This window comes from Bradyrhizobium sp. MOS003, assembly GCF_003020125.1.
In the GTDB taxonomy this organism is placed as follows: domain Bacteria; phylum Pseudomonadota; class Alphaproteobacteria; order Rhizobiales; family Xanthobacteraceae; genus Bradyrhizobium.
This window is the reverse complement of record NZ_PYFW01000004.1, coordinates 393,487-410,775: the sequence shown is the minus strand read 5'-3', so window position 1 is coordinate 410,775 and position 17,289 is coordinate 393,487. Positions and strand designations below refer to the sequence as shown.

Here is a 17,289-nt window from a genome sequence, read left to right as displayed (position 1 = left end):
TGAACGCGGGCGGCGCGGGCTTGTTCCAGTGTTTCGCGCCTACCAATGGCCCGTATTGGGCATCGACGCCCAGGGCTCCTGCGGCGGCTTCGGCTCGCCCTTCTGCAACAGCTCGATCGAGTGCAAGTCCGGCGAGCGGACGAAGGCCATGTTGCCGTCGCGCGGCGGACGGTTGATGGTGACGCCGGCCTTTTGCAGCTTCTCGCAGGTCGCGTAAATGTCGTCGACCTCATAGGCGAGATGGCCGAAGAAGCGGTCCTCGCCATATTTCTCCTCGTCCCAATTCCAGGTCAGCTCGACCAGCGGCGCGCCGCGCGTTTGCGGCTGCTTCTTCAGCGCCTCGAGATCGTCCGACGAGCACAGGAACACCAGTGTGAACCGCCCCTTGTCGTTCTCGATCCGCCGCACCTCCTTCAGCCCGAAAGCATCGACATAGAATTTCAGCGCGACATCGAGATTGCGCACGCGCAGCATGGTGTGGAGGTATCGCATGGGTGTTGCTCCCTGGGTGTTCGGAGGGTCTTGCTTTGGGCCGGGACGGCGAGAGTAGGGAGATAGCAGGAAAGTGGGAGGAGGGGCAGGGGGCGCGGCGCGTGAGGGGGCGGTTGGAGAAGTAGGTCAGCCAAGCGTGGACCTAGGTGCTGGCCAAGGACTCTCACCCATTGAATGGCGTAGCGGACGCGTGGCCACCTTATAGCTCCTGGAATGTAGAGCACTTGCGAAACCCATCATGTTTCTTCACGCAACAATTCCTCGATGGGTCTCCGCTTCGCTGTACCCATCCTACGCTCTGGCAGTCGCGTTATTCGCGACAACCATCTGCCTCGGGTCATTTCTGATGTCGTTCTTCGAGAACGAGTCAATAACAGGTGGCGGGCTCACTCGGTCGGCACACGGGGCGCCTCATTCCCAGCGAAAGCTCAGAACGCGAACCATGCCAGTACCGCAATGACGGGTAAAACGGCCACGCCGAAGAGCACCAAGGGTGCGGGTTCGTGACCGGTGCGGTCACTCATGGCAGAGGCTCCTCGAAAAAAGCCCCGCAGCGGCGGCGCCACGGGGCAATCAGTGCCGACATGTGGGGGGAGAATGTCGGCACCGCTCGATCACGCAATTCCGGCTTTGCGGACTTGTTCCTGGCAAGTGCTGTATCGCGCCGGAGCAGCTCCAACGACGACGAGCCGCTCTCACGCTGCCTTCTCGACGCCCTTGGCGATGATCTCGACTTCGAAATAGCCCATGTCGCGGAGCTCGGCGGCCTTCTTCTCAGCCGCCTCCCTGGTGTCACGCTTCAAGATGATCTGGCCGGCACCGTCGCGGGCGCAAACGAAATAAGGCATCTTCGATTCCCAATTTCGTTTGCATACACATGGCTCCCGGCTCCCGCAACTTTCTATGGCTACTCGTCGAGCCCGGCGTTTTGCCGCAGCTGGTCGATCAGCTCCGACGCTTCGGCTTTGGTCAGATCGTTCTCCGGTAGGTTCTCATGGGCCTGCTCAGCGAGGGTCCTGAGGTAGGATTCCTGGGCCCCGGTCATCGGGTCGTCCCCGGACACCCAGTCTTTCGGGTTCTTTTGCGTGTTGTCGGCCATCGCGCATCTCCTTTTCGGTCTCCGTACAACGTCGGACTCGACTCCGCGTTCCGTTTTTGTTCTCTTGAGCCAAATTCAATCGCGAGGCGGAACATGCCGGACCTGGACTATGTCAGGCGGGAGATCGAACGGATGCGTATTCAGATGGGCAAGCAGAGGAGGGAGATCCTCCAGTTGCAGCGGGCCGGCATCGGAACCGCGTCTGCCCTAGCGCTGCTGTCGCGGATGGAAGCAAAGATCGAGGGGCTTTGCGCGCAGCGCGATGCGCTGAAGGCGGCTGAGCCGCGCGCGACCAAGGGCAGAGTGCTCGGCGGGAGGACGTGGTGAGCAAGCGATGGTTCGACGACGAGAGAGAGCTGTCGCCCTTTCTGATCGCGCTGGAGGATGTTCGCCGTAGAGCGACACGGGAAGGGTGGTGCCATGCTCACGTCCAGGCCATCATCGTGGCCATCGACCAATACGCGGAAGCCGCGACCGGCAATCGCGAGTATTTCCTGAACAAACCGGTCTCGATCGGTGACAGGAGAAAAGCTGCGGACATTCCGTGAGGGCGCTGTCGCCTTGCATTATGCCTTGGCGAGCACGCCGTAGCGACGCGCGTGTTCGAGTTGCGCGCATCGCCGTGGTGCCGATCTGTCAGCGCAAGCGGACTGCGATCCGCGTTCCGAAAACGGAACGTCGATCGTTTGAGAGCTTGTTAACCGACCATCCTCAGGATGCCGCTCAAATCGGAGGAGATGATAATGTCGGACTTGGAACAGGCGATCCGCGAACGTGCCTACCAACTCTGGATGGAGAGCGGTGCCGAGCACGGCCACGCCGAACGACATTGGCTCGACGCCCAGCGCGAAGTTCTCTCGGCATCTTTGGGCGCCGTGGCGCGGGTGTCGAAGGTAAGCTCGGACAAATCGAAAGCGAAACCCGCAGGTGCGCGAAAGAAGCGACGCGCCGCGTAGGTGCGCTCACGGGTCGAAGAAGCGCTTTCCAACCTCAAGAGACCCGGTGAACCGAAGAACGAGATGATCTGATCCGACCGGAAGATGCAGTCTTCCGGGGCGAGGCCGCACGGCGCGTCTTGCCGGACTTCGAATGAACTTCGGAGATGATCCCGTTCTGCTCATCGAATTGCTTCAGCCACGCCTCGATGTAGCCGGGATCGTCGGCACAAAGCCGCTCGAGCAAACGAAGGTTCTGCGCTCTGAATTCCACGAGGGTCTTAGGCATCATCTTTCCTCAAAACCCTGCCCGCCGAAAAAATGCGTGGAAGCGATCGACGGGTCAACGGCAAAGAGGGGCTTGAATTTGCACGTGAGCTGATGCAGCGCGCAAAAACGAAAACCCCGCCGGGGGGGAGCGGGGTTCTCTGTTGGGGTGAAGCTTAGGGACGCTTCAACTGTAAGACGCTCGAGCCGGCGGAAAGTTCAAAAGGCCAGCACGAATTTTCCGGGACTACGATGCGTGAACCTGGCCGATCCCATTGCGACCAATCGGCATGCTTCAAAGCCTGCTCGGCACACTCGTGGAACTCATCTTGTCTGCGGCATGGAGTGCCGCCGTGCGATTGCTCGGTGTGGAAAACCTCGTCGAGATCACGACCGCGATCCTCGGGCTAAGCTGTATCGTGATCGGCTTCGCCGTCCTCCTGCTGGATCACTGAAGACCGCCGGCGAAGACCATCGCGCTGCACTGCCGGCATGGCCGCGCCACTGCAACGACTTTGCTCAGTTCGCACTTGCTGGGAGCCTGCCAATACAATCCGCAAGTCACGGATTGTCTAGCTTTCGCGTTCGTACGAGGACGACGGTGGCGCGGTTCTTGGGATCGAGCTTAGGCCGCAATCCGTTGCTCGACCGGGGCGGTCAGCAGTTTGAGCGCCTGGGCGTGTTGCAGGTCGGGGACTGCGATCGCCGTATGGCTGTAGACCGCATGCGTCCTCGAATTTGCAATCGTGTCCAGGATCTGGCTGCCCTTGATGACATGAAGGCCCATGCCTTCTTCGGTGGGGAAGATCGCCAGCACCACGTCGTAGGCCGTGATGACGGCTCTGAGCGCTTCGGCCTTGTCTTCGGCGACGTCGACGAAGACACGAACATCAGCCGCGAGTTCACGCAGCTCGTCAAAATCCAGCACTGTGGGGGTACTCCAACGCAACAAGGACTGAATGGAGCTTGGCGGCGTTGGGTTACTGAAGTGTCAACAAGGCGTGCCGGGCCACAGGTTTCACGACGAGGTGACTTCGCGTCTAACGCTTTGCTTCCTCCTTGCGAAGCCGCGCCTCTGCGGCCTCGTCCACGAGGTTCAAGGCGACACCGTCATAACTCAGCTTGAATCCGCGGCCGACGATCCATGTCCATCCCTCGCGCTCCTTGATCGCTTCCGCGTTGAACTGGTCGGAGATCGATTTGACGGCAGCGTCCTGTGCCCCCGGATTGTTCAACTCCGCCTTGACGCGCCAGATCGGGTGCCTGGCGTCAGTCTCGTCGCTGTCGACCGAAACCTTGGCGCCGTTGATATCGCAGTCGAAGGTATAGGAGTCGTGGCTCCGGCGGCAGAGATAGCGGCGTTGACTGACGAGCTTGCTGGTCTCGTCGAATGTCATCCCGGGCGAGAAGCCGAAGATGTCGGACTTTTTCACCAGGGCGAGGGAGGCAGGCTTCAGGAAGCTGGGCTGGATCGCGACGAGGGCTGCGACGGCAACGACGATCAAGCCTGCGATGACGATAGCGACCTTCATGAACACCCCTCGGGAAACCTTCAGACCATTATAGACAGAAGGGGCTTTCTGCCATGCCCCAAAAGCGAAAACCCCGCCTGGGGGAAGCGGGGCTTTCTGGTGGGGTGAAGCTTGGGGACTTCAATGATATGACGCGCCAGCTGCAAAATGGTTCAAAGGAAATTGCGTGCCCCTGCGGCACCTTGCACAGGAAGTCGGGAACCCCGCAGAACCCCTGCTTGCGTTTTTGGCCTTGATAGGCTCTAAGCCCGTCACTTCATGACCTCTGGCATGAATCAGAAGCGCGCCTCCGCGGTCCGGCCGCGTCACAACAGAGTATTCGCGCGCACCCCTTCAAAGGAATTCAGACATGGCGAAGATGACGAAGACCCAATTGATCGATGCAATTGCCGAGGGCACGCAGCTTTCGAAGAACGACGTGAAGTCGGTGATCGAGTACATGGCGACGGTCGGCTACAAGGAGCTCAACGAGTCCGGTGAGTTTGTCATTCCCGGCTTCGCAAAGATGTCGGTCGTGAACAAGCCGGCGACCGAAGCCCGCATGGGCGTCAATCCCTTCACCAAGGAGCCGATGCAGTTCGCGGCCAAGCCCGCCAGCAAGTCGGTGAAGGCTTCGCCGCTGAAGGTCGCCAAGGACGCCGTCTAAGGCGCCGGCGATATCGTTGCGGCCGAGAGCTGCCGCAACGCGAGGACTGAAGACAAGGCCGTGCTCGGCGATTGCGATCCCGAACATCACCATGACGATCGGGACGAACAAAGAGCCCGCCGCGCCTTTTCAGCCAGACACGGCTTCGAAAGAAAAACCCCGCGCTTTCGCACGGGGTTTTTTTGGCTGACGGCGTTGGGATTTCAGCGCCTGGCCGCCAGCCGTGATCCTAACTTAAAGTTGAAACTCCAAAAAGCAACAGCGCCGCGATGACGGAATATGTTCGTCTACCGCGGCGCTGCGATATGACTGGGCGCTGAAATCCCCAGCCTTCCTGGGTCAACGCCGCCTTGTAAAGGTTCAACGCGACATGCCGGGAAATCGCGCACCAGGGACTGGACTTTTTGTTCCCATTTTGTTCTAGTGAGCCGCCTTAGGGACCCGCTTGGGAGGTGACTCATGACCGTCGAAAAGCAGCGCGAAATGATCAGGCTCTGGAACGAGCTCCGGAAGCTCGAGGGCCCGGCCGCGGAAGAGCTCCGCATCCAGATCCTGGAATGCTTCTCGGAGAAGAGCAGAGCGAAGCGGGCGGCATGACCTGCGCCGGCGGACGCCGACGACATCGGGCATACGGCAAGCGCGGCCTCAATCGGACCGCTCGCGCTTGGTAGGACGGTTGTCGCAGCCGGGACGGGGCGAGCATTTTGAAGTTCGTCCTGGTGGGAGGCGTTGCGGCGCAGGCATTCGCCGCTGATGCTTCAGGAACGAACATGTGCAAGCAGCGTTCGCCTGCATGACATGCCCGCGATTCGCCAAGCCGATGATGGCGACTTCCGTCAATAGCTTTCGATGCGAACTCTGCCGCGAGATGGTCATCGTGTTCGCGGTCGTCTCGAAATTCCAGCCGCCGAAGATCGTGCCGGCGAGTGCCGCCGCTCAAGAGGTTGCTCGGCGTGCTTTCATCGATCGTTAGGAATCGATTCGCGCTGATTTTTCCGACTCCGATTCGTTCTTCGAGAACGAAATGGAGTCGGATGCAGAACATGTTGCGCCTTCCGGCGGCGATGCCGTCGCTCGTATCATAACGAGACAGCGTGATGCTTCGCACAGTCTCGTCCTCGTCTCCTCCGTAAGCCGTAAGGCGAGGGAGAGCGACATGAATGCGTGCTGGTTTCTCGCCGAGATCGCGAAAGTGTTTTGGTACGATCGGCATCCGCGCTTGCGCAAAGGCAAGCCGTCGGTGCCGCAGGTGCCGCCACCGGGATCGAAATCTCCCGATGCATCGTCGTCTCACGATGCGACGTGATCGGATCGGAGCGCACGCACGCTTTGTTAAGACCTGCTCCGCGCCGATTTCTTCGATTCCGATTCGTTCTTTGAGAACGAAATGGTGTCGAAGCTGGAACAAAGCCGGTCGGCGGAGTGCGACAGGTCTGAGCTTCGCACAACACCCATCGCTGCTCAGCGATGGGAGGCTTCCATCAATTCCTAACGAGAGTTTGCGCCGAAACCGATAACCCTATTCGGTTAGGTTAAAAGCCTAATCGCGTTGCGCCTGGCGCTCGTTGCGGTAGGTGTCTGGCAAGGACAAGCAAGAAACGACCTTTGCCAAGAAGCAATTTTGCCATGACACCTTTTTCAGAGCCGTCCTTTTACCAGGGCGACCGCCACACCTACCGGCGTGTCGCGATCGTCGGAACGCTGTTCTGTCTCGCTTTCGTGCTGATCAGCTTCTCGCTGCGACCGCAGCTCGAGGACACGCGCGTCGCGGTCAAGGCCGACCGGCTGGTGCGCACGGCGGGCCAGCCAGCGCATGCCAACTAGAGCGCGACACGCCAGCTAGCGCCCGTCGCCACAGATGTGCTCGTCGGCACGCACGGAGGTTGACGCTCCGCCGTGCGAGGCAAGCGCCACGAAGCCGGCATAGCCGGACAAATTGAGCAATACTTCCAGCCACACGGGCATGTCGGCCTCTTCTGATTTGCCTGAAGACGGCATCAACGGCCGCGCGCAATTCTGGTTTCATGCTCCTGTCCGAAAACGCAAAGAACTCAAAGCGGAGAGGAGGGGTCGAGCCGGCGGCCGAGGGTCGCGACGGATTCGCTCGACGGCTGCTGTTTCAGGAACTCGGCGATTGCCCGCGCCAGCTCGCCATCGCTCATCGGCGTCGGCGGCGGGTGCAGCGTGCCGACGCCGAAGTTGCGAACGATTTCGTCGTAGTGCCGATCGTCGGATCGGGGAACCAGCTTGCGGATGCGGGCCAGCAAAGCGGATAACGGCAAACTCTCCTCCTCGGTCGTTCGCCCCGCTGGCAGCAATCTTCGTCTGCTGCCATCTGCTCCCCTGAAACTGAAAACCCCGCCGCATCGCGGAGATGCTGACGGGGTATCGGTGCTGTCGCATCAACCGGACGGCCGACGCTCCCGCACTTGAGGTGGCAATCCGCGACCGCCGATTTGGTTCCGGCTGCATCGAATGTTTTTGTCGCGCCCGGTTCCGCTCCGCTGCGCAACCTTCGCAAGCGCTCGTCGTTATCTCGGCAGACGCGAAGGAGAAGTTGAATGAAAAAAACATTGGCAGTTTTGGCCACCGTCGCATCCGTGGGCGTCACCGCGGTCGCGGCCCCTGCGCCTGCAGAAGCGCGCGGGCGCGGCATCGGCCCGGGCCTTGCATTCGGCCTTGCGGCCGGCGCCATCACTGCGGGCGCCGTCGCTGCATCGCAGCCCTACGGCTACGGCTACGGGTACGGATATGGCCCCCGCTACGGCTATTATGGCGGACCCGGCTACTACTCACCGGGACCGTACGCCTACTACGGCGGCGGACCGTACTACCGGCACCATCGCCATTGGCGCCATTGGTAGCCACTCTCAAACGAAAAGCCCGGAGCAACGCTCCGGGCTTTTTTCATGCGTTTTGATCGGACCGTGCTTTACGGCCAGAGCGAGGGCCGCTCGACCTTGCGAGCGTTCTCCAAGGTCGACACGAAATACTCTTCGCGCTCTCGTTTGAATTTTTCCTGCGTGGCACGGAAGGCGGCGACACGGGCGGCGATTTCGTCGCGCTCACGGGCTTTGCGTTCTTCGTCTTCGGTCATAGCCATCCCCTCAAGTTTGCTACTGAACCCAAGCACTGCCGCCGCATCATCTTGAGTCGCATTGACACATCCATTGATGCTCCCGAATGGGGCGTCAATGGGGAGGAGGCATTGCAGGATTGTGATATGCGAGGGTCGGAAAAAATTGCCGAGCGCATCGCGTTAGCGCTTGATAAGAGCGTCAGCAATCTTGCCGCTTGCGCTCGTTGCTGTCAGGAAAAGAATCGGGAGTTGCGATTGATTGCATCGGATCTTCAGAGCGGCGTTGAACGGCTCGGCGAGATGATCGCCGAGGCGAGGATCATCGTGCCGTTCACCGGCGCCGGCATCTCGACCGAATGCGGCATTCCCGACTTCCGCTCGCCGGGCGGAATTTGGACGCGCAACCGTCCGATCCCGTTCGACGAGTTCGTTGCGAGCCAGGAGGCGCGGCACGAATCCTGGCGCCGCCGCTTTGCGATGGAGGAGGTCTTCGCGGCGGCGAAGCCCGGCCGCGGCCATCGTGCGCTGGCCTCGCTGTACCGCGCCGGCAGGGTTCCCGCCGTCATCACCCAGAACATCGACAATCTGCACCAGGCCTCCGGCTTCGCCGGCGAGCATGTGATTGAACTCCACGGCAACACCACTTACGCGCGCTGCATCGGATGCGGGCAGGCCTATCCGCTCGACTGGGTGAGGCAACACTTCGACGGCGACGGCTTCGCGCCCAACTGCACCGCCTGCGACGAACCGGTGAAGACCGCCACGATCTCCTTCGGCCAGATGATGCCCGACGATGAGATGCAGCGCGCGACCGCGCTGTCGCAAGCCTGCGATCTCTTCATCGCGATCGGTTCCTCACTCGTGGTCTGGCCTGCGGCGGGCTTTCCGATGATGGCAAAGAACGCCGGTGCTCGTCTGGTGATCATCAACCGCGAGCCGACCGAACAGGACGACATTGCCGACCTCGTCATCCACGACGACATCGGCGAAGCGCTCGGGCCCTTTACCGGCAATTGAGGCGTCAATTTGATTCGCGGCCGTGCAAGCTGTTCATAGGTTCCGGCCGATCTCTTTTTTGTCTATGCCTCGCAACCGGGAGTGTTATCTTTTGAGTCGAAAGATTCGCGTCGCGTCCAATTGAGAACATTCTCTTAAGACGCGTGATTCGAGCGCCGCCGATGTGGCGGGTTGCATGGCAGTGTGGGGTCCGGGGTTATGGGGTCGTCGGACGGATTTGAGTCCAAGAAGCTCGGGGTTCCCGGGCAAATATCGCCCGGGCGGATCACGCCGGGCGAGCACGGCGGTGCCGGCCGCGACAGCGCGCTCAGTCCCTTCAGCGGGCTGGGGGAGGCCAGCGCCAATCTCGTCGAAGTGCACGGCGTGATCAAATGGTTCGACGCTTCCAAAGGTTACGGCTTCATCGTTCCCGACAATGGCTGGCCGGACGTGCTCCTGCACGTTACCGTGCTTAGGCGCGACGGCTTCCAGACCGCTTATGAGGGCGCCCGCATCGTCGTCGAGTGCATCCAGCGCGCCAAGGGTTACCAGGCGTTCCGTGTGGTCTCGATGGACGAGTCGACCGCGATCCATCCGGCCCAGATGCTGCCGCCGCGCACCCATGTCACGGTCACCGCGACCAGCGGGCTGGAACGGGCACAGGTCAAATGGTTCAACCGGCTGCGCGGCTTCGGCTTCCTGACCTGCGGCGAGGGCACGCCCGACATCTTCGTGCACATGGAGACGCTGCGCCGCTTCGGCATGACCGAGCTCAGGCCCGGCCAATACGTCCTGGTTCGCTTCGGGCCCGGCTCCAAGGGCATGATGGCGGCCGAGATCCATCCCGAGACCGGTTCGCCGGGATTGCAGTCGCACTAAGCGCGACGCATCTCGGGCTCCGGCTTTCAATTCCCGCAATCGTGAGCAAGGGTGCGCCGGCAGGCCGGCGCGGCTCTGGATTTTCCGGCGACCGCCGCGTAAGGACGGGTTCAGTCCCACGCCTCGAGTGCCCTCATGAATCCTGATCGCAAGCCTGTCTGGTCCGCTCTGAAGGGCTGGCTTGCCGCCGTCCTCGTCATCGCCGGCTGTGCGGTTGCCGGCGCGCCCTCCCACGCCGCCAGTTTCCAGCCGCTCGAGATCGTCACCAAGAACGGCGTGCAGGTGTTCTCCGTGGAGATGGCGACGACCGAGGAGGAGAAGCAGACCGGCCTGATGTACCGAAAGGAACTCGCAGACGGCAAAGGCATGCTGTTCGACTTCAATCCCGAGCAGGAAATCTCAATGTGGATGAAGAACACCTATGTCTCGCTCGACATGATCTTCATCAGCGCCAACGGCCGCATCCTGCGTATCGCCGAAAACACCGAGCCGCTGTCGACCAAGATCATCTCGTCTCGGGGGCCCGCCCGGGCCGTGCTGGAGGTGGTGGCGGGAACGGCGCAGAAATACGGCATCCGGCCCGGCGACCGCGTCGGTCATCCGCTGTTCGGCAGCAAATAGCGCGGGCAGGCGGGCATCCCGGGGCTTGCTCGCCTGGAAGCTTGTTGCGCTTGCAAGTCTTGCTGGCACCTTGGTGTCTTGCTGGCGCCCTGGGAAGCGTGTATCGACGGGGCTCGCCGGACATTCGGGGTATAGCGCAGCCTGGTAGCGCGGCAGTTTTGGGTACTGCAGGTCGTTGGTTCGAATCCAGCTGCCCCGACCAGTCCCGGGGTTGAATCTCCGAGACTTTTCCCTGCGGCCTGCGACGTGATCCGACAGGCGGCGCTTACGGTGGTCCCGCGAATTCTGCGCGATTGCTCAAGTCATTGTCCTGCCGACCGGGACAGAATTGCCGACGCTGCATCGAACCTTTGGCTGTCGCCATAGACATATGTGTGTTGGGGATTTCAGCGCCCAATGTCTAAACGGACGCCGCCAAGCGATGATATTACGCTTGCGCGGCGTTGCGCTTTTTCAGGTGTCGCTTTTCCGGATCCGGCCGATCAGCTGGAAGCGCACCAGCCGAGCGGAAACGGTAGCAGGGGCCATATCCCGTGATTGTCGTTGGCGGCTTTCGGCTGTTGCGCCGGCGTCTTTGCGATTGGCGCAGGAGGTGTCGATGCCAGCGCCAGGCGCAGACGTTCACATTGCAAATTCATTGTGGTCGCCCCGACGAGTCGTCTCGAAATTCAACTTACAAAATTGGACGTCAGTTCAATAAATTAACTCCGCGCCCAGATGGCACGGTCATTCTCAAATCGTGCGCGCATTCTAGGTAATTCGGCGGCGGCTTTCAACCGATCTCGGCTCCAGGCCGGGAGAAGTAAGGTTGACCGGTTAGGTTAAGGACGAGCGGCTGTTGCGGCCGCTTCGGCGATCGTTATCAGATCGATTCCGGCTCGCGATGGGCTGCCTGAACTTCGTGCTCACATAAGGTGACGGTTCGTCGCAGCGCGCGTATCCTGTGAGTTCTGCGTCATGTCCTTAGATCGCAATTTCAAGACCGTCGGTCCGCAATCGAGCTGGAGCGAGATCTGGCACCTCTGGACCGTGATCGTGCCCCGCCGCTCGATCAACGGACAGCTCGTGGTCGGCAAGGTCTGGCGCCGCCATGACGGCCGCGACTGGATCTACAAGAAATTCACCGAATTCGACGGCGAAGAAGCCGCCTGAAGCGCGAGGAGCTCGGAATGAGCCATCATCGCGCCCTGCTATGCTGAGGCCGTGCGGCCCCAGCTAGCGTGTCGTTCGCCCGCAGCCTATCCGGGCGCCTGTACGCGCGGCAGCGGCAGCTTGAAGTGACGTTTCGCATAGGCGATGATCTCGGCGTCCGAGGGATGATCGGCGGCTTCCACCGCGGCAATCCGCTTGGCAACATCTGGTGCGCTCGCGCGAATGTGGCTCGCAAGCTCCGTCTTCGCGCTGGCCGGACCGATGATGAGGATCTCACCGGCATCGGCCAGGGCGTTGGTCACCTCGCCGTAGAACGCCTTGTCAGGGGCGGCATGACCGCTGCCGATCGCGTTGGCCTTGTGATGAAGGTGACGCGTTGCCAGCTGCGGATGCAATGTGATTTCGTCCGAGCCGCTCAGGCCGAGATGGAAGATCCTGGCCTGCGAATGGTCGATCCATACCACGGCGTGAAAATGAGAGGGCATGTGCTTTGGCCTTGTCCGAGGGGAGGCCGCCGGTGCGGCGGCGCGAGTCATGACGACACTAGGCCGGCCGCCGCCGCCTCCGGTTGACCCAAGTCAACCGTTCCACGTCAATCGATCTCGGCCGATGGCGATTGAAGGGAGAACTCCAACCGGCAGGCGGTCCCGGCTCAGGCCGCCTTCGCCGCGGCTGCCGCAGGCTTGGGGGGCGGTGGCTTGAGCGGCTTGTCCTGCTTCTTCGACCACGAAATGTAATAGGCCACCGTCGTCATGATCGCGATGCCGGCGACGCTGACGAAGATCTGCGCGAGCAGCGAGCCGGAGCTCATCGACAGCTCGAAATGGCCGACGAAGGACAGGAACACGCCGACGCAGAATACGGCGAGCGATTGCTGGCCGCAGACGATCAGGGGATCGAACACCTTCCATTCAAGCCCCGGCCATTCCTTGGGCACGAAGCGGATCACCAGGATCACGATCACGACGAAATGCAGGAAGCGGTAGGGCGCGAGGTTGGTCTTGTCGTTGGGATTGAAGGCCGAGAACAGCCACTCCGGGAACATGCCGCCCAAGGCCGGGAAGCGGCCAGCCATGGTCATCACCAGCGCGAACAGCATGTAACCGAGGCACAGCCATAGCGTGACCGGCGCATTGATCAAACCCATCGAGCGCCGCGCGCCGCCCATCGCGCACCAGGCGCCGAACACGAACAGCACCTGCCAGCAATACGGGTTGAAGTACCACTGGCCGGCCGGATAGGCGGTCAAATTCCAGCCGAAATGGCGCGCCGCCAGCCACAGCACGATCGAAAGCCCCATCGTCAGATCGGGCTTGCGCAGCATGAACCACAGCACCGGCGGAAACAGGCCCATCAGCACGATGTAGAGCGGCAGCACATCGAGATTGAGCGGCTTGAAGCGAAGGAACAGGCCTTGGCGCAGCGTCTCGGTCGCGTTGTCGACGAGGCCGGCGACGTTGAACTCGTTGATCATCTCGCTATCGCCGAAGCGCAGCGCCAGATAGCTGATCGAGGCGATGTAGATCACGAACAGGATGATGTGGGCGACGTAGAGCTGCCAGACCCGCTTGGTCAACCTGGTGGCGCCGACCAGGAAGCCGCGGTCCAGCATCATCCGGGCATAGACGAACGAGGCGGTATAGCCGGAGATGAACACGAACAGGTCGGCGGCGTCGGAAAAGCCGTAATTGCGCGTCGTCACCCAGTTCACGACGTTGTCGGGAATGTGGTCGAGGAAGATCGCCCAGTTCGCGACGCCGCGAAACAGGTCGAGCCGGAGGTCACGCCCTTTTTCAGGAAGCGTGGCGTTGATATTCAGGAAGGCCATGCGACGGAAGCTCTCGAAGCGGACGGATACGCCGAGGTCGGCGAGGTGGTGCCGCCGGGCGGGACCCCGGCGCGGAAGGCGGGTACGCAATTGTCACGGTGCAGCATAATGACTATACCGTCGGGGAGGGTGCCAGGGCCGGAATCACCGATCAGTTCCCGACCGGTGTCTCTATACTATGCCCGCGGTTTCCACCAACTGCCACCGTGACGCATCGAAATCGAACGAAAAGACGAAAGAGGCCCGGATCGCCCATGACCGCACGCATTTTCAAGCCCGCCAAGAACGCGATGCAATCCGGCCGGTCCAAGACGAAGGAATGGCAACTCGACTACGAGCCGGAGCAGCCGCGTTCGGTCGAGCCGTTGATGGGCTGGACCTCGTCCGGTGACATGAAGCAGCAGATCACGCTGCGCTTCCATTCCAAAGAAGAGGCGGTCGCCTATTGCGAGCGCAAGGGCATCGCCTACCAGGTGATCGAGCCGCAGGATTCGATCCGCCGCCCGGTCGCCTATGCCGACAATTTCTCGTTCCGCCGCGGCGAGCCCTGGACGCATTGAGGGCGGCCCGGCCGGCCGTCATCCTAGCCTCGGCAAAGCGTGAAGCGCGCAGTGCTGTGTGATCGACGTCACGGAGCCGATGTTTGCGTATTCGTAGGCTCATCGTAAGCTGCGCACAGGTGGGGCACGGATGGGCGCGTTTCGCTGGCTTTCATTGTTTGTCTTGATCAGCCTCGCCTGCGGCTCGGCTCATGCCGAGCGCCGTGTTGCGCTGGTGCTTGGCAATTCCGCTTACAAGAGCGTACCCAGGCTCGCCAATCCGGCGAACGATGCTGCCTTGGTTGGCGGCATGTTCAGGAAAGCCGGATTCGACTCGGTCGACATCAAGACCGATCTCAATGCCGCCGAGATGCGCAGGGCTTTACGCGAGTTTGGCGGGCGTGCACGCGATGCCGAGGTGGCCGTTATCTATTATGCGGGTCACGGCATCGAGCTTGACGGGGCCAATTACCTGATCCCGACAGATGCGGCCCTCGAAACCGATAGCGATGTTCTCGACGAGACCGTGGGGCTTACCGTGCACTGTTCGCCGTTGAGCCCGCGAAGCAGCTTCGGCTCGTTATTCTGGACGCCTGCCGCGACAATCCCTTTGCCAAAAACATGAGGCGCACCGTCGCCTCCCGCGCTATTGGGCGCGGTCTTGCCAAGGTCGAGCCGACGAGCGCGAATACCATGATCGCTTTCGCCGCGAAGGCGGGATCAACGGCTTCTGACGGCGATTCCAAAAACAGCCCCTTCGCGACCGCACTCGTCGAACGTCTGCCGACACCCGGTCTCGACCTGCGTAAGGCGTTTGGCTTCGTCCGAGACGATGTCTTGAAGATCACGAGCTACAGACAAGAGCCCTACGTCTACGGCTCCCTTGGCGGCGAGGATGTCGCGCTGGTCCCGGCAAAGCCAGCCGTGACAGGACCGCAGGCCAATCCGCAGGATGCCGTCCGTCGGGATTACGAACTCGCGCTCCAACTCGGTTCTCGAGAGGTCTGGACCGCATTCCTCGCACAATATCCCGAGGGCTTCTACGCCAGTCTCGCCAAGGGGCAATTGAGCCGGGTCGCAGCCGAAGAGGCGCGGGCTGTGGCCGCGGAAAAGGCCCGCGAAGCCGAGGACGAAAAGGCCCGCCTCGCGGCCGACCGCGCCAAGAAGGCCGAGCGAGATAAGGCCGCTGCCGCGGCCAAGTCGGCCGAGGACGCCCGTCTTGCCGCCGAAAAGGCGAAGCAGATTGAAGAGGCCCGCGCAGCAGCTGCAGAGCAGCGGCGAAAGGAGGCTGAGGCTGCCGCAGCGAAGGCACTTGCTGAAAAGCAGGCGGCAGAAAAGATTGTCGCAGACCGGATCGCCAATGAGAAGGCAGCTGCGGAGTTGGCGGCGAAGCAGGCTGCGGAGAGGAAAGCTGCCGAGACCAAGGCGAAGGAGGAGGGTGAGCAGAAAATTGCTGCTATCGCTCCGGCGTCAACGCAACCGAGCCTCTCGCCACCGGAGACGGCGAAGCTGGTTCAATTGGAGCTGCGCCGTGTCGGGTGTCTGACAGGCGCCAGCGACGGCGAGTGGAACGCGCAGTCGCAGCGCTCGCTGACACTGTTCAACAAACATGCCGGTACGACGTTCGAGCCGAAGCTCGCGAGCTTAGACGCGCTTGATGCTATCAAGTCGAAGCAAGGTCGCGTCTGCCCCCTGATTTGCGACCGCGGCTACAAGGCCAGCGGAGACACATGCGCAAAGATCACCTGTCGCTCCGGCTACCGCGTCAATGATGACAATGAATGCGAGAAGCTGCAGGAGAAAAAGCCCGTTGCCACGCGCGACGACCAAAAGCCGCGTGATGCCGAGCGCAAGCAGATTGAGCAAATGCCGTCAAAGCCGCAAGCCTCGGGTCAGATAATCTGCGGTCAAACCGGCTGTCGCCCGGTCCAGAAAGGCTGCAGGCTGGAACGCGCTAGTGCCGCGGCCGGTTCGGGAAGCGTCGGCTCGACATACGCGGCAAATGGTATGGGTGGTTTGGTCGAGATCTGCAGGTAGAGAAACATCACATGCATGCCGATGAGAAGTCGGAGCGCGCCAGGGTTGGAGACTTGGCGTCCGCCCGATGATGTTGCGATACGGCTGCCAGAGCCCTTGGCAGTGATTGTGGTCCGTGCTTCGCTGGCCTACCTGACGGGATATGACGAGGCAGGGTATGGCCGGGCGTGACCAGCTCGACGGCGTCGATCTGAAGATTCTCTCCGAGCTGCAGCAGGACGGGCGCATCCGCAACAACGAACTGGCGCTGCGCGTCGGCGTGTCCGCGCCGAACTGCCTGCGGCGGTTGAAATCGCTGTTCAGCCGCGGCGTGATCCGGGCGGTGCGGGCCGTTATCGACGAGCGGCGTCTTGGTTACGAAGTGGTGTCGTTCGTCTCGATCCAGCTCGGCAGCCAGGCGCAGCCGGTGCTCGAGGCGTTCGAGAGCTCGATCGCCGCGATCCCGCGCATCCAGCAGTGCTGGCGGATTTCCGGCGACACCGACTATCTCCTCAAATGCGTCGCGCCGAGCGTCGAGAGCATGCGCCAGCAACTGCTGCATTTCGCCGCGATGCCTGACGTAAAGAACGTTCGCAGCTTCCCGGTGCTGGGTGTTGCGAAGGATGTGCCGCTGCCGCTGCAGGAACTGACGGCGCCGGCAACCTAGGCTGCGCACAATAATTCCGACTCGGAACGCTGACCGCTAAGGGAATACAGTTTCGATTATTACGAATTTATAACTTAGTAATTCACCTAACTGTGACATGTGATTTGGGAAGTCCTGCAATGCGCTGATCCGTGATTGTCGGAGCCCGTGCGCCGCCTAGATGCGAGGTGTGAACCTCAGCATGTGTCGCATGCCGGGGATTCTTTTGTGGGGCCCTCAAGCAGGAAAAGACAACATGACCTCGAGCTCCAAGACGTTCGTCGCCTCCGCCGCGACGCTGTTCGCCTCTGCGTTTCTCGTGATGACCGCGCCGGCTGCCAGGGCCGACGACTACTGCATCACCAACGGCGCCCAGGCCGCGCACGGTTGCGGCTTTCCGACGATGGAAGCCTGTCAGCAGGCGGCCGGCGGTATCGGCGGCACCTGCTCGCAGAGCGGCGGCACGAAGACCTCGAACGATGCGCTCGCCTATCAGCCGAAGCACGCGAAACCACGCGCCAGACTTCGCTCCGGTGGTCAGACCAACTCGAACTGACGTCGA

General features: G+C 61.6%; 26 protein-coding genes, 1 tRNA gene and 1 pseudogene. 17 read left to right on the top strand and 11 right to left on the bottom strand.

All coding sequences use genetic code 11. From position 1 onward, the window contains the following. Positions 1 to 39: 39 nt before the first annotated feature. The 3 genes from C7G42_RS20750 to C7G42_RS20745 form a co-directional block, all read right to left on the bottom strand. On the bottom strand, positions 40 to 492 hold the full coding sequence (locus C7G42_RS20750) for a VOC family protein (RefSeq protein ID WP_106950805.1): 453 nt from the start codon (positions 490 to 492) through the stop codon (positions 40 to 42). A gap of 695 nt (positions 493 to 1,187) precedes the next feature. Then, the gene (locus C7G42_RS35060) at positions 1,188 to 1,340 is read right to left on the bottom strand and encodes a hypothetical protein (RefSeq protein WP_155253518.1); all 153 of its coding nucleotides are present in this window, start codon (positions 1,338 to 1,340) and stop codon (positions 1,188 to 1,190) included. Between the two features lie 59 nt (positions 1,341 to 1,399). Next, positions 1,400 to 1,591: a DUF3072 domain-containing protein gene (locus tag C7G42_RS20745; protein WP_106950804.1), complete on the bottom strand. Its 192-nt coding sequence runs from the start codon at positions 1,589 to 1,591 to the stop codon at positions 1,400 to 1,402. Between the two features lie 93 nt (positions 1,592 to 1,684). Here C7G42_RS20745 and C7G42_RS20740 point away from each other — a divergent pair, with 93 nt between their 5' ends. From C7G42_RS20740 to C7G42_RS20730, 3 genes are all read left to right on the top strand, one after another. Beyond that, the gene (locus tag C7G42_RS20740) at positions 1,685 to 1,918 is read left to right on the top strand and encodes a hypothetical protein (RefSeq protein ID WP_106950803.1); all 234 of its coding nucleotides are present in this window, start codon (positions 1,685 to 1,687) and stop codon (positions 1,916 to 1,918) included. Beyond that, a complete protein-coding gene (locus tag C7G42_RS20735; RefSeq protein ID WP_502694219.1) occupies positions 1,915 to 2,139 on the top strand; it encodes a hypothetical protein in 225 nt (74 codons plus the stop codon). Before C7G42_RS20740 ends, C7G42_RS20735 begins: the two co-directional genes overlap by 4 nt. 195 nt (positions 2,140 to 2,334) lie before the next feature. Continuing rightward, on the top strand, positions 2,335 to 2,547 hold the full coding sequence (locus C7G42_RS20730) for a DUF2934 domain-containing protein (protein WP_158537619.1): 213 nt from the start codon (positions 2,335 to 2,337) through the stop codon (positions 2,545 to 2,547). Between the two features lie 34 nt (positions 2,548 to 2,581). On the opposite strand, the gene C7G42_RS35055 is transcribed toward C7G42_RS20730, so the two are convergent. The 3 genes from C7G42_RS35055 to C7G42_RS20720 all read right to left on the bottom strand — a co-directional run bounded on the left by C7G42_RS35055 (position 2,582) and on the right by C7G42_RS20720 (position 4,325). Next, a complete protein-coding gene (locus C7G42_RS35055; protein ID WP_158537617.1) occupies positions 2,582 to 2,818 on the bottom strand; it encodes a hypothetical protein in 237 nt (78 codons plus the stop codon). Positions 2,819 to 3,418: 600 nt separating this feature from the next. Further along, positions 3,419 to 3,721, bottom strand: coding sequence for a hypothetical protein (locus tag C7G42_RS20725; protein WP_106950800.1), 303 nt, complete (start codon positions 3,719 to 3,721; stop codon positions 3,419 to 3,421). A 112-nt stretch (positions 3,722 to 3,833) separates the two neighbouring features. Continuing rightward, positions 3,834 to 4,325 carry a hypothetical protein gene (locus tag C7G42_RS20720; protein ID WP_106950799.1) on the bottom strand — a complete coding sequence of 164 codons (492 nt, stop codon included), beginning with the start codon at positions 4,323 to 4,325 and terminating at the stop codon, positions 3,834 to 3,836. A 349-nt stretch (positions 4,326 to 4,674) separates the two neighbouring features. On the opposite strand from C7G42_RS20720, the gene C7G42_RS20715 reads away from it, so the two are divergent. From C7G42_RS20715 to C7G42_RS20700, 4 genes are all read left to right on the top strand, one after another. Beyond that, positions 4,675 to 4,971, top strand: a complete 297-nt coding sequence (locus C7G42_RS20715) for an HU family DNA-binding protein (protein WP_094896974.1) — start codon at positions 4,675 to 4,677, stop codon at positions 4,969 to 4,971. Positions 4,972 to 5,430: 459 nt separating this feature from the next. Next, complete coding sequence (locus C7G42_RS35380) at positions 5,431 to 5,568, top strand: hypothetical protein (RefSeq protein ID WP_199581039.1); 138 nt, start codon at positions 5,431 to 5,433, stop codon at positions 5,566 to 5,568. 559 nt (positions 5,569 to 6,127) lie between these two features. Continuing rightward, on the top strand, positions 6,128 to 6,277 hold the full coding sequence (locus C7G42_RS35375) for a hypothetical protein (RefSeq protein ID WP_199581038.1): 150 nt from the start codon (positions 6,128 to 6,130) through the stop codon (positions 6,275 to 6,277). Positions 6,278 to 6,597: 320 nt separating this feature from the next. Beyond that, positions 6,598 to 6,795 carry a hypothetical protein gene (locus tag C7G42_RS20700; protein ID WP_106950796.1) on the top strand — a complete coding sequence of 66 codons (198 nt, stop codon included), beginning with the start codon at positions 6,598 to 6,600 and terminating at the stop codon, positions 6,793 to 6,795. A gap of 15 nt (positions 6,796 to 6,810) precedes the next feature. Here C7G42_RS20700 and C7G42_RS36140 read toward each other — a convergent pair whose 3' ends face one another. Beyond that, positions 6,811 to 6,936: a hypothetical protein gene (locus C7G42_RS36140; protein ID WP_283809853.1), complete on the bottom strand. Its 126-nt coding sequence runs from the start codon at positions 6,934 to 6,936 to the stop codon at positions 6,811 to 6,813. Between the two features lie 86 nt (positions 6,937 to 7,022). Next, positions 7,023 to 7,253, bottom strand: coding sequence for a hypothetical protein (locus tag C7G42_RS20695; RefSeq protein WP_106950795.1), 231 nt, complete (start codon positions 7,251 to 7,253; stop codon positions 7,023 to 7,025). A gap of 279 nt (positions 7,254 to 7,532) precedes the next feature. Between C7G42_RS20695 and C7G42_RS20690 the strand changes: the two genes are divergently transcribed. After that, positions 7,533 to 7,835, top strand: a complete 303-nt coding sequence (locus C7G42_RS20690) for a hypothetical protein (RefSeq protein WP_106950794.1) — start codon at positions 7,533 to 7,535, stop codon at positions 7,833 to 7,835. 68 nt (positions 7,836 to 7,903) lie between these two features. Here the strand turns inward: C7G42_RS20690 and C7G42_RS35370 are convergent, their stop codons facing one another. After that, the gene (locus C7G42_RS35370) at positions 7,904 to 8,068 is read right to left on the bottom strand and encodes a hypothetical protein (protein WP_162832225.1); all 165 of its coding nucleotides are present in this window, start codon (positions 8,066 to 8,068) and stop codon (positions 7,904 to 7,906) included. A gap of 237 nt (positions 8,069 to 8,305) precedes the next feature. Here C7G42_RS35370 and C7G42_RS20685 point away from each other — a divergent pair, with 237 nt between their 5' ends. The 5 genes from C7G42_RS20685 to C7G42_RS20665 all read left to right on the top strand — a co-directional run bounded on the left by C7G42_RS20685 (position 8,306) and on the right by C7G42_RS20665 (position 11,698). Further along, complete coding sequence (locus C7G42_RS20685; RefSeq protein WP_199581037.1) at positions 8,306 to 9,067, top strand: SIR2 family NAD-dependent protein deacylase; 762 nt, start codon at positions 8,306 to 8,308, stop codon at positions 9,065 to 9,067. A 198-nt stretch (positions 9,068 to 9,265) separates the two neighbouring features. Then, positions 9,266 to 9,925 (top strand): cold-shock protein, encoded by a 660-nt coding sequence (locus C7G42_RS20680; RefSeq protein WP_199581036.1) that lies wholly within the window; start codon positions 9,266 to 9,268, stop codon positions 9,923 to 9,925. Between the two features lie 135 nt (positions 9,926 to 10,060). Beyond that, positions 10,061 to 10,546, top strand: a complete 486-nt coding sequence (locus tag C7G42_RS20675; protein ID WP_106950791.1) for a DUF192 domain-containing protein — start codon at positions 10,061 to 10,063, stop codon at positions 10,544 to 10,546. Positions 10,547 to 10,671: 125 nt separating this feature from the next. Beyond that, positions 10,672 to 10,748, top strand: a tRNA-Pro gene (locus C7G42_RS20670). 755 nt (positions 10,749 to 11,503) lie between these two features. Beyond that, entirely contained in the window at positions 11,504 to 11,698 is a 195-nt protein-coding gene (locus C7G42_RS20665; RefSeq protein ID WP_106950790.1) for a hypothetical protein, read from the top strand. A gap of 86 nt (positions 11,699 to 11,784) precedes the next feature. On the opposite strand, the gene C7G42_RS20660 is transcribed toward C7G42_RS20665, so the two are convergent. After that, the gene (locus tag C7G42_RS20660; protein ID WP_106950789.1) at positions 11,785 to 12,183 is read right to left on the bottom strand and encodes a translational machinery protein; all 399 of its coding nucleotides are present in this window, start codon (positions 12,181 to 12,183) and stop codon (positions 11,785 to 11,787) included. A 167-nt stretch (positions 12,184 to 12,350) separates the two neighbouring features. Beyond that, entirely contained in the window at positions 12,351 to 13,526 is a 1,176-nt protein-coding gene (locus C7G42_RS20655) for an OpgC domain-containing protein (RefSeq protein ID WP_106950788.1), read from the bottom strand. A 254-nt stretch (positions 13,527 to 13,780) separates the two neighbouring features. Here C7G42_RS20655 and C7G42_RS20650 point away from each other — a divergent pair, with 254 nt between their 5' ends. The 4 genes and pseudogenes from C7G42_RS20650 (at position 13,781) to C7G42_RS20635 (ending at position 17,283) form a co-directional block, all read left to right on the top strand. Then, the gene (locus tag C7G42_RS20650; RefSeq protein WP_014495449.1) at positions 13,781 to 14,086 is read left to right on the top strand and encodes an ETC complex I subunit; all 306 of its coding nucleotides are present in this window, start codon (positions 13,781 to 13,783) and stop codon (positions 14,084 to 14,086) included. Positions 14,087 to 14,216: 130 nt separating this feature from the next. Next, a pseudogene (locus tag C7G42_RS20645) lies at positions 14,217 to 16,102 on the top strand (caspase family protein). A 157-nt stretch (positions 16,103 to 16,259) separates the two neighbouring features. Then, positions 16,260 to 16,748 (top strand): Lrp/AsnC family transcriptional regulator, encoded by a 489-nt coding sequence (locus C7G42_RS20640; RefSeq protein WP_106950787.1) that lies wholly within the window; start codon positions 16,260 to 16,262, stop codon positions 16,746 to 16,748. Positions 16,749 to 16,983: 235 nt separating this feature from the next. Next, positions 16,984 to 17,283: a DUF3551 domain-containing protein gene (locus C7G42_RS20635; RefSeq protein WP_106950786.1), complete on the top strand. Its 300-nt coding sequence runs from the start codon at positions 16,984 to 16,986 to the stop codon at positions 17,281 to 17,283. The last annotated feature ends 6 nt before the right edge of the window (positions 17,284 to 17,289 follow it).

Excerpts from the sequence above, each read along its gene's own strand:
- C7G42_RS35370 (WP_162832225.1), bottom strand. The coding sequence starts at position 8,068 with ATGACCGAAGACGAAGAACGCAAAGCCCGTGAGCGCGACGAAATCGCC.
- C7G42_RS20660 (WP_106950789.1), bottom strand. The coding sequence starts at position 12,183 with ATGCCCTCTCATTTTCACGCCGTGGTATGGATCGACCATTCGCAGGCC.
- C7G42_RS35060 (WP_155253518.1), bottom strand. The coding sequence starts at position 1,340 with ATGCCTTATTTCGTTTGCGCCCGCGACGGTGCCGGCCAGATCATCTTG.
- C7G42_RS20730 (WP_158537619.1), top strand. The coding sequence starts at position 2,335 with ATGTCGGACTTGGAACAGGCGATCCGCGAACGTGCCTACCAACTCTGG.
- C7G42_RS35375 (WP_199581038.1), top strand. The coding sequence starts at position 6,128 with ATGAATGCGTGCTGGTTTCTCGCCGAGATCGCGAAAGTGTTTTGGTAC.
- C7G42_RS20640 (WP_106950787.1), top strand. The coding sequence starts at position 16,260 with ATGGCCGGGCGTGACCAGCTCGACGGCGTCGATCTGAAGATTCTCTCC.
- C7G42_RS20665 (WP_106950790.1), top strand. The coding sequence starts at position 11,504 with ATGTCCTTAGATCGCAATTTCAAGACCGTCGGTCCGCAATCGAGCTGG.
- C7G42_RS20745 (WP_106950804.1), bottom strand. The coding sequence starts at position 1,591 with ATGGCCGACAACACGCAAAAGAACCCGAAAGACTGGGTGTCCGGGGAC.
- C7G42_RS20715 (WP_094896974.1), top strand. The coding sequence starts at position 4,675 with ATGGCGAAGATGACGAAGACCCAATTGATCGATGCAATTGCCGAGGGC.
- C7G42_RS20690 (WP_106950794.1), top strand. The coding sequence starts at position 7,533 with ATGAAAAAAACATTGGCAGTTTTGGCCACCGTCGCATCCGTGGGCGTC.
- C7G42_RS35055 (WP_158537617.1), bottom strand. The coding sequence starts at position 2,818 with ATGATGCCTAAGACCCTCGTGGAATTCAGAGCGCAGAACCTTCGTTTG.
- C7G42_RS20675 (WP_106950791.1), top strand. The coding sequence starts at position 10,061 with ATGAATCCTGATCGCAAGCCTGTCTGGTCCGCTCTGAAGGGCTGGCTT.
- C7G42_RS20750 (WP_106950805.1), bottom strand. The coding sequence starts at position 492 with ATGCGATACCTCCACACCATGCTGCGCGTGCGCAATCTCGATGTCGCG.
- C7G42_RS35380 (WP_199581039.1), top strand. The coding sequence starts at position 5,431 with ATGACCGTCGAAAAGCAGCGCGAAATGATCAGGCTCTGGAACGAGCTC.
- C7G42_RS20680 (WP_199581036.1), top strand. The coding sequence starts at position 9,266 with ATGGGGTCGTCGGACGGATTTGAGTCCAAGAAGCTCGGGGTTCCCGGG.
- C7G42_RS20720 (WP_106950799.1), bottom strand. The coding sequence starts at position 4,325 with ATGAAGGTCGCTATCGTCATCGCAGGCTTGATCGTCGTTGCCGTCGCA.
- C7G42_RS20700 (WP_106950796.1), top strand. The coding sequence starts at position 6,598 with ATGACACCTTTTTCAGAGCCGTCCTTTTACCAGGGCGACCGCCACACC.
- C7G42_RS20650 (WP_014495449.1), top strand. The coding sequence starts at position 13,781 with ATGACCGCACGCATTTTCAAGCCCGCCAAGAACGCGATGCAATCCGGC.
- C7G42_RS20635 (WP_106950786.1), top strand. The coding sequence starts at position 16,984 with ATGACCTCGAGCTCCAAGACGTTCGTCGCCTCCGCCGCGACGCTGTTC.
- C7G42_RS36140 (WP_283809853.1), bottom strand. The coding sequence starts at position 6,936 with ATGCCCGTGTGGCTGGAAGTATTGCTCAATTTGTCCGGCTATGCCGGC.
- C7G42_RS20655 (WP_106950788.1), bottom strand. The coding sequence starts at position 13,526 with ATGGCCTTCCTGAATATCAACGCCACGCTTCCTGAAAAAGGGCGTGAC.
- C7G42_RS20740 (WP_106950803.1), top strand. The coding sequence starts at position 1,685 with ATGCCGGACCTGGACTATGTCAGGCGGGAGATCGAACGGATGCGTATT.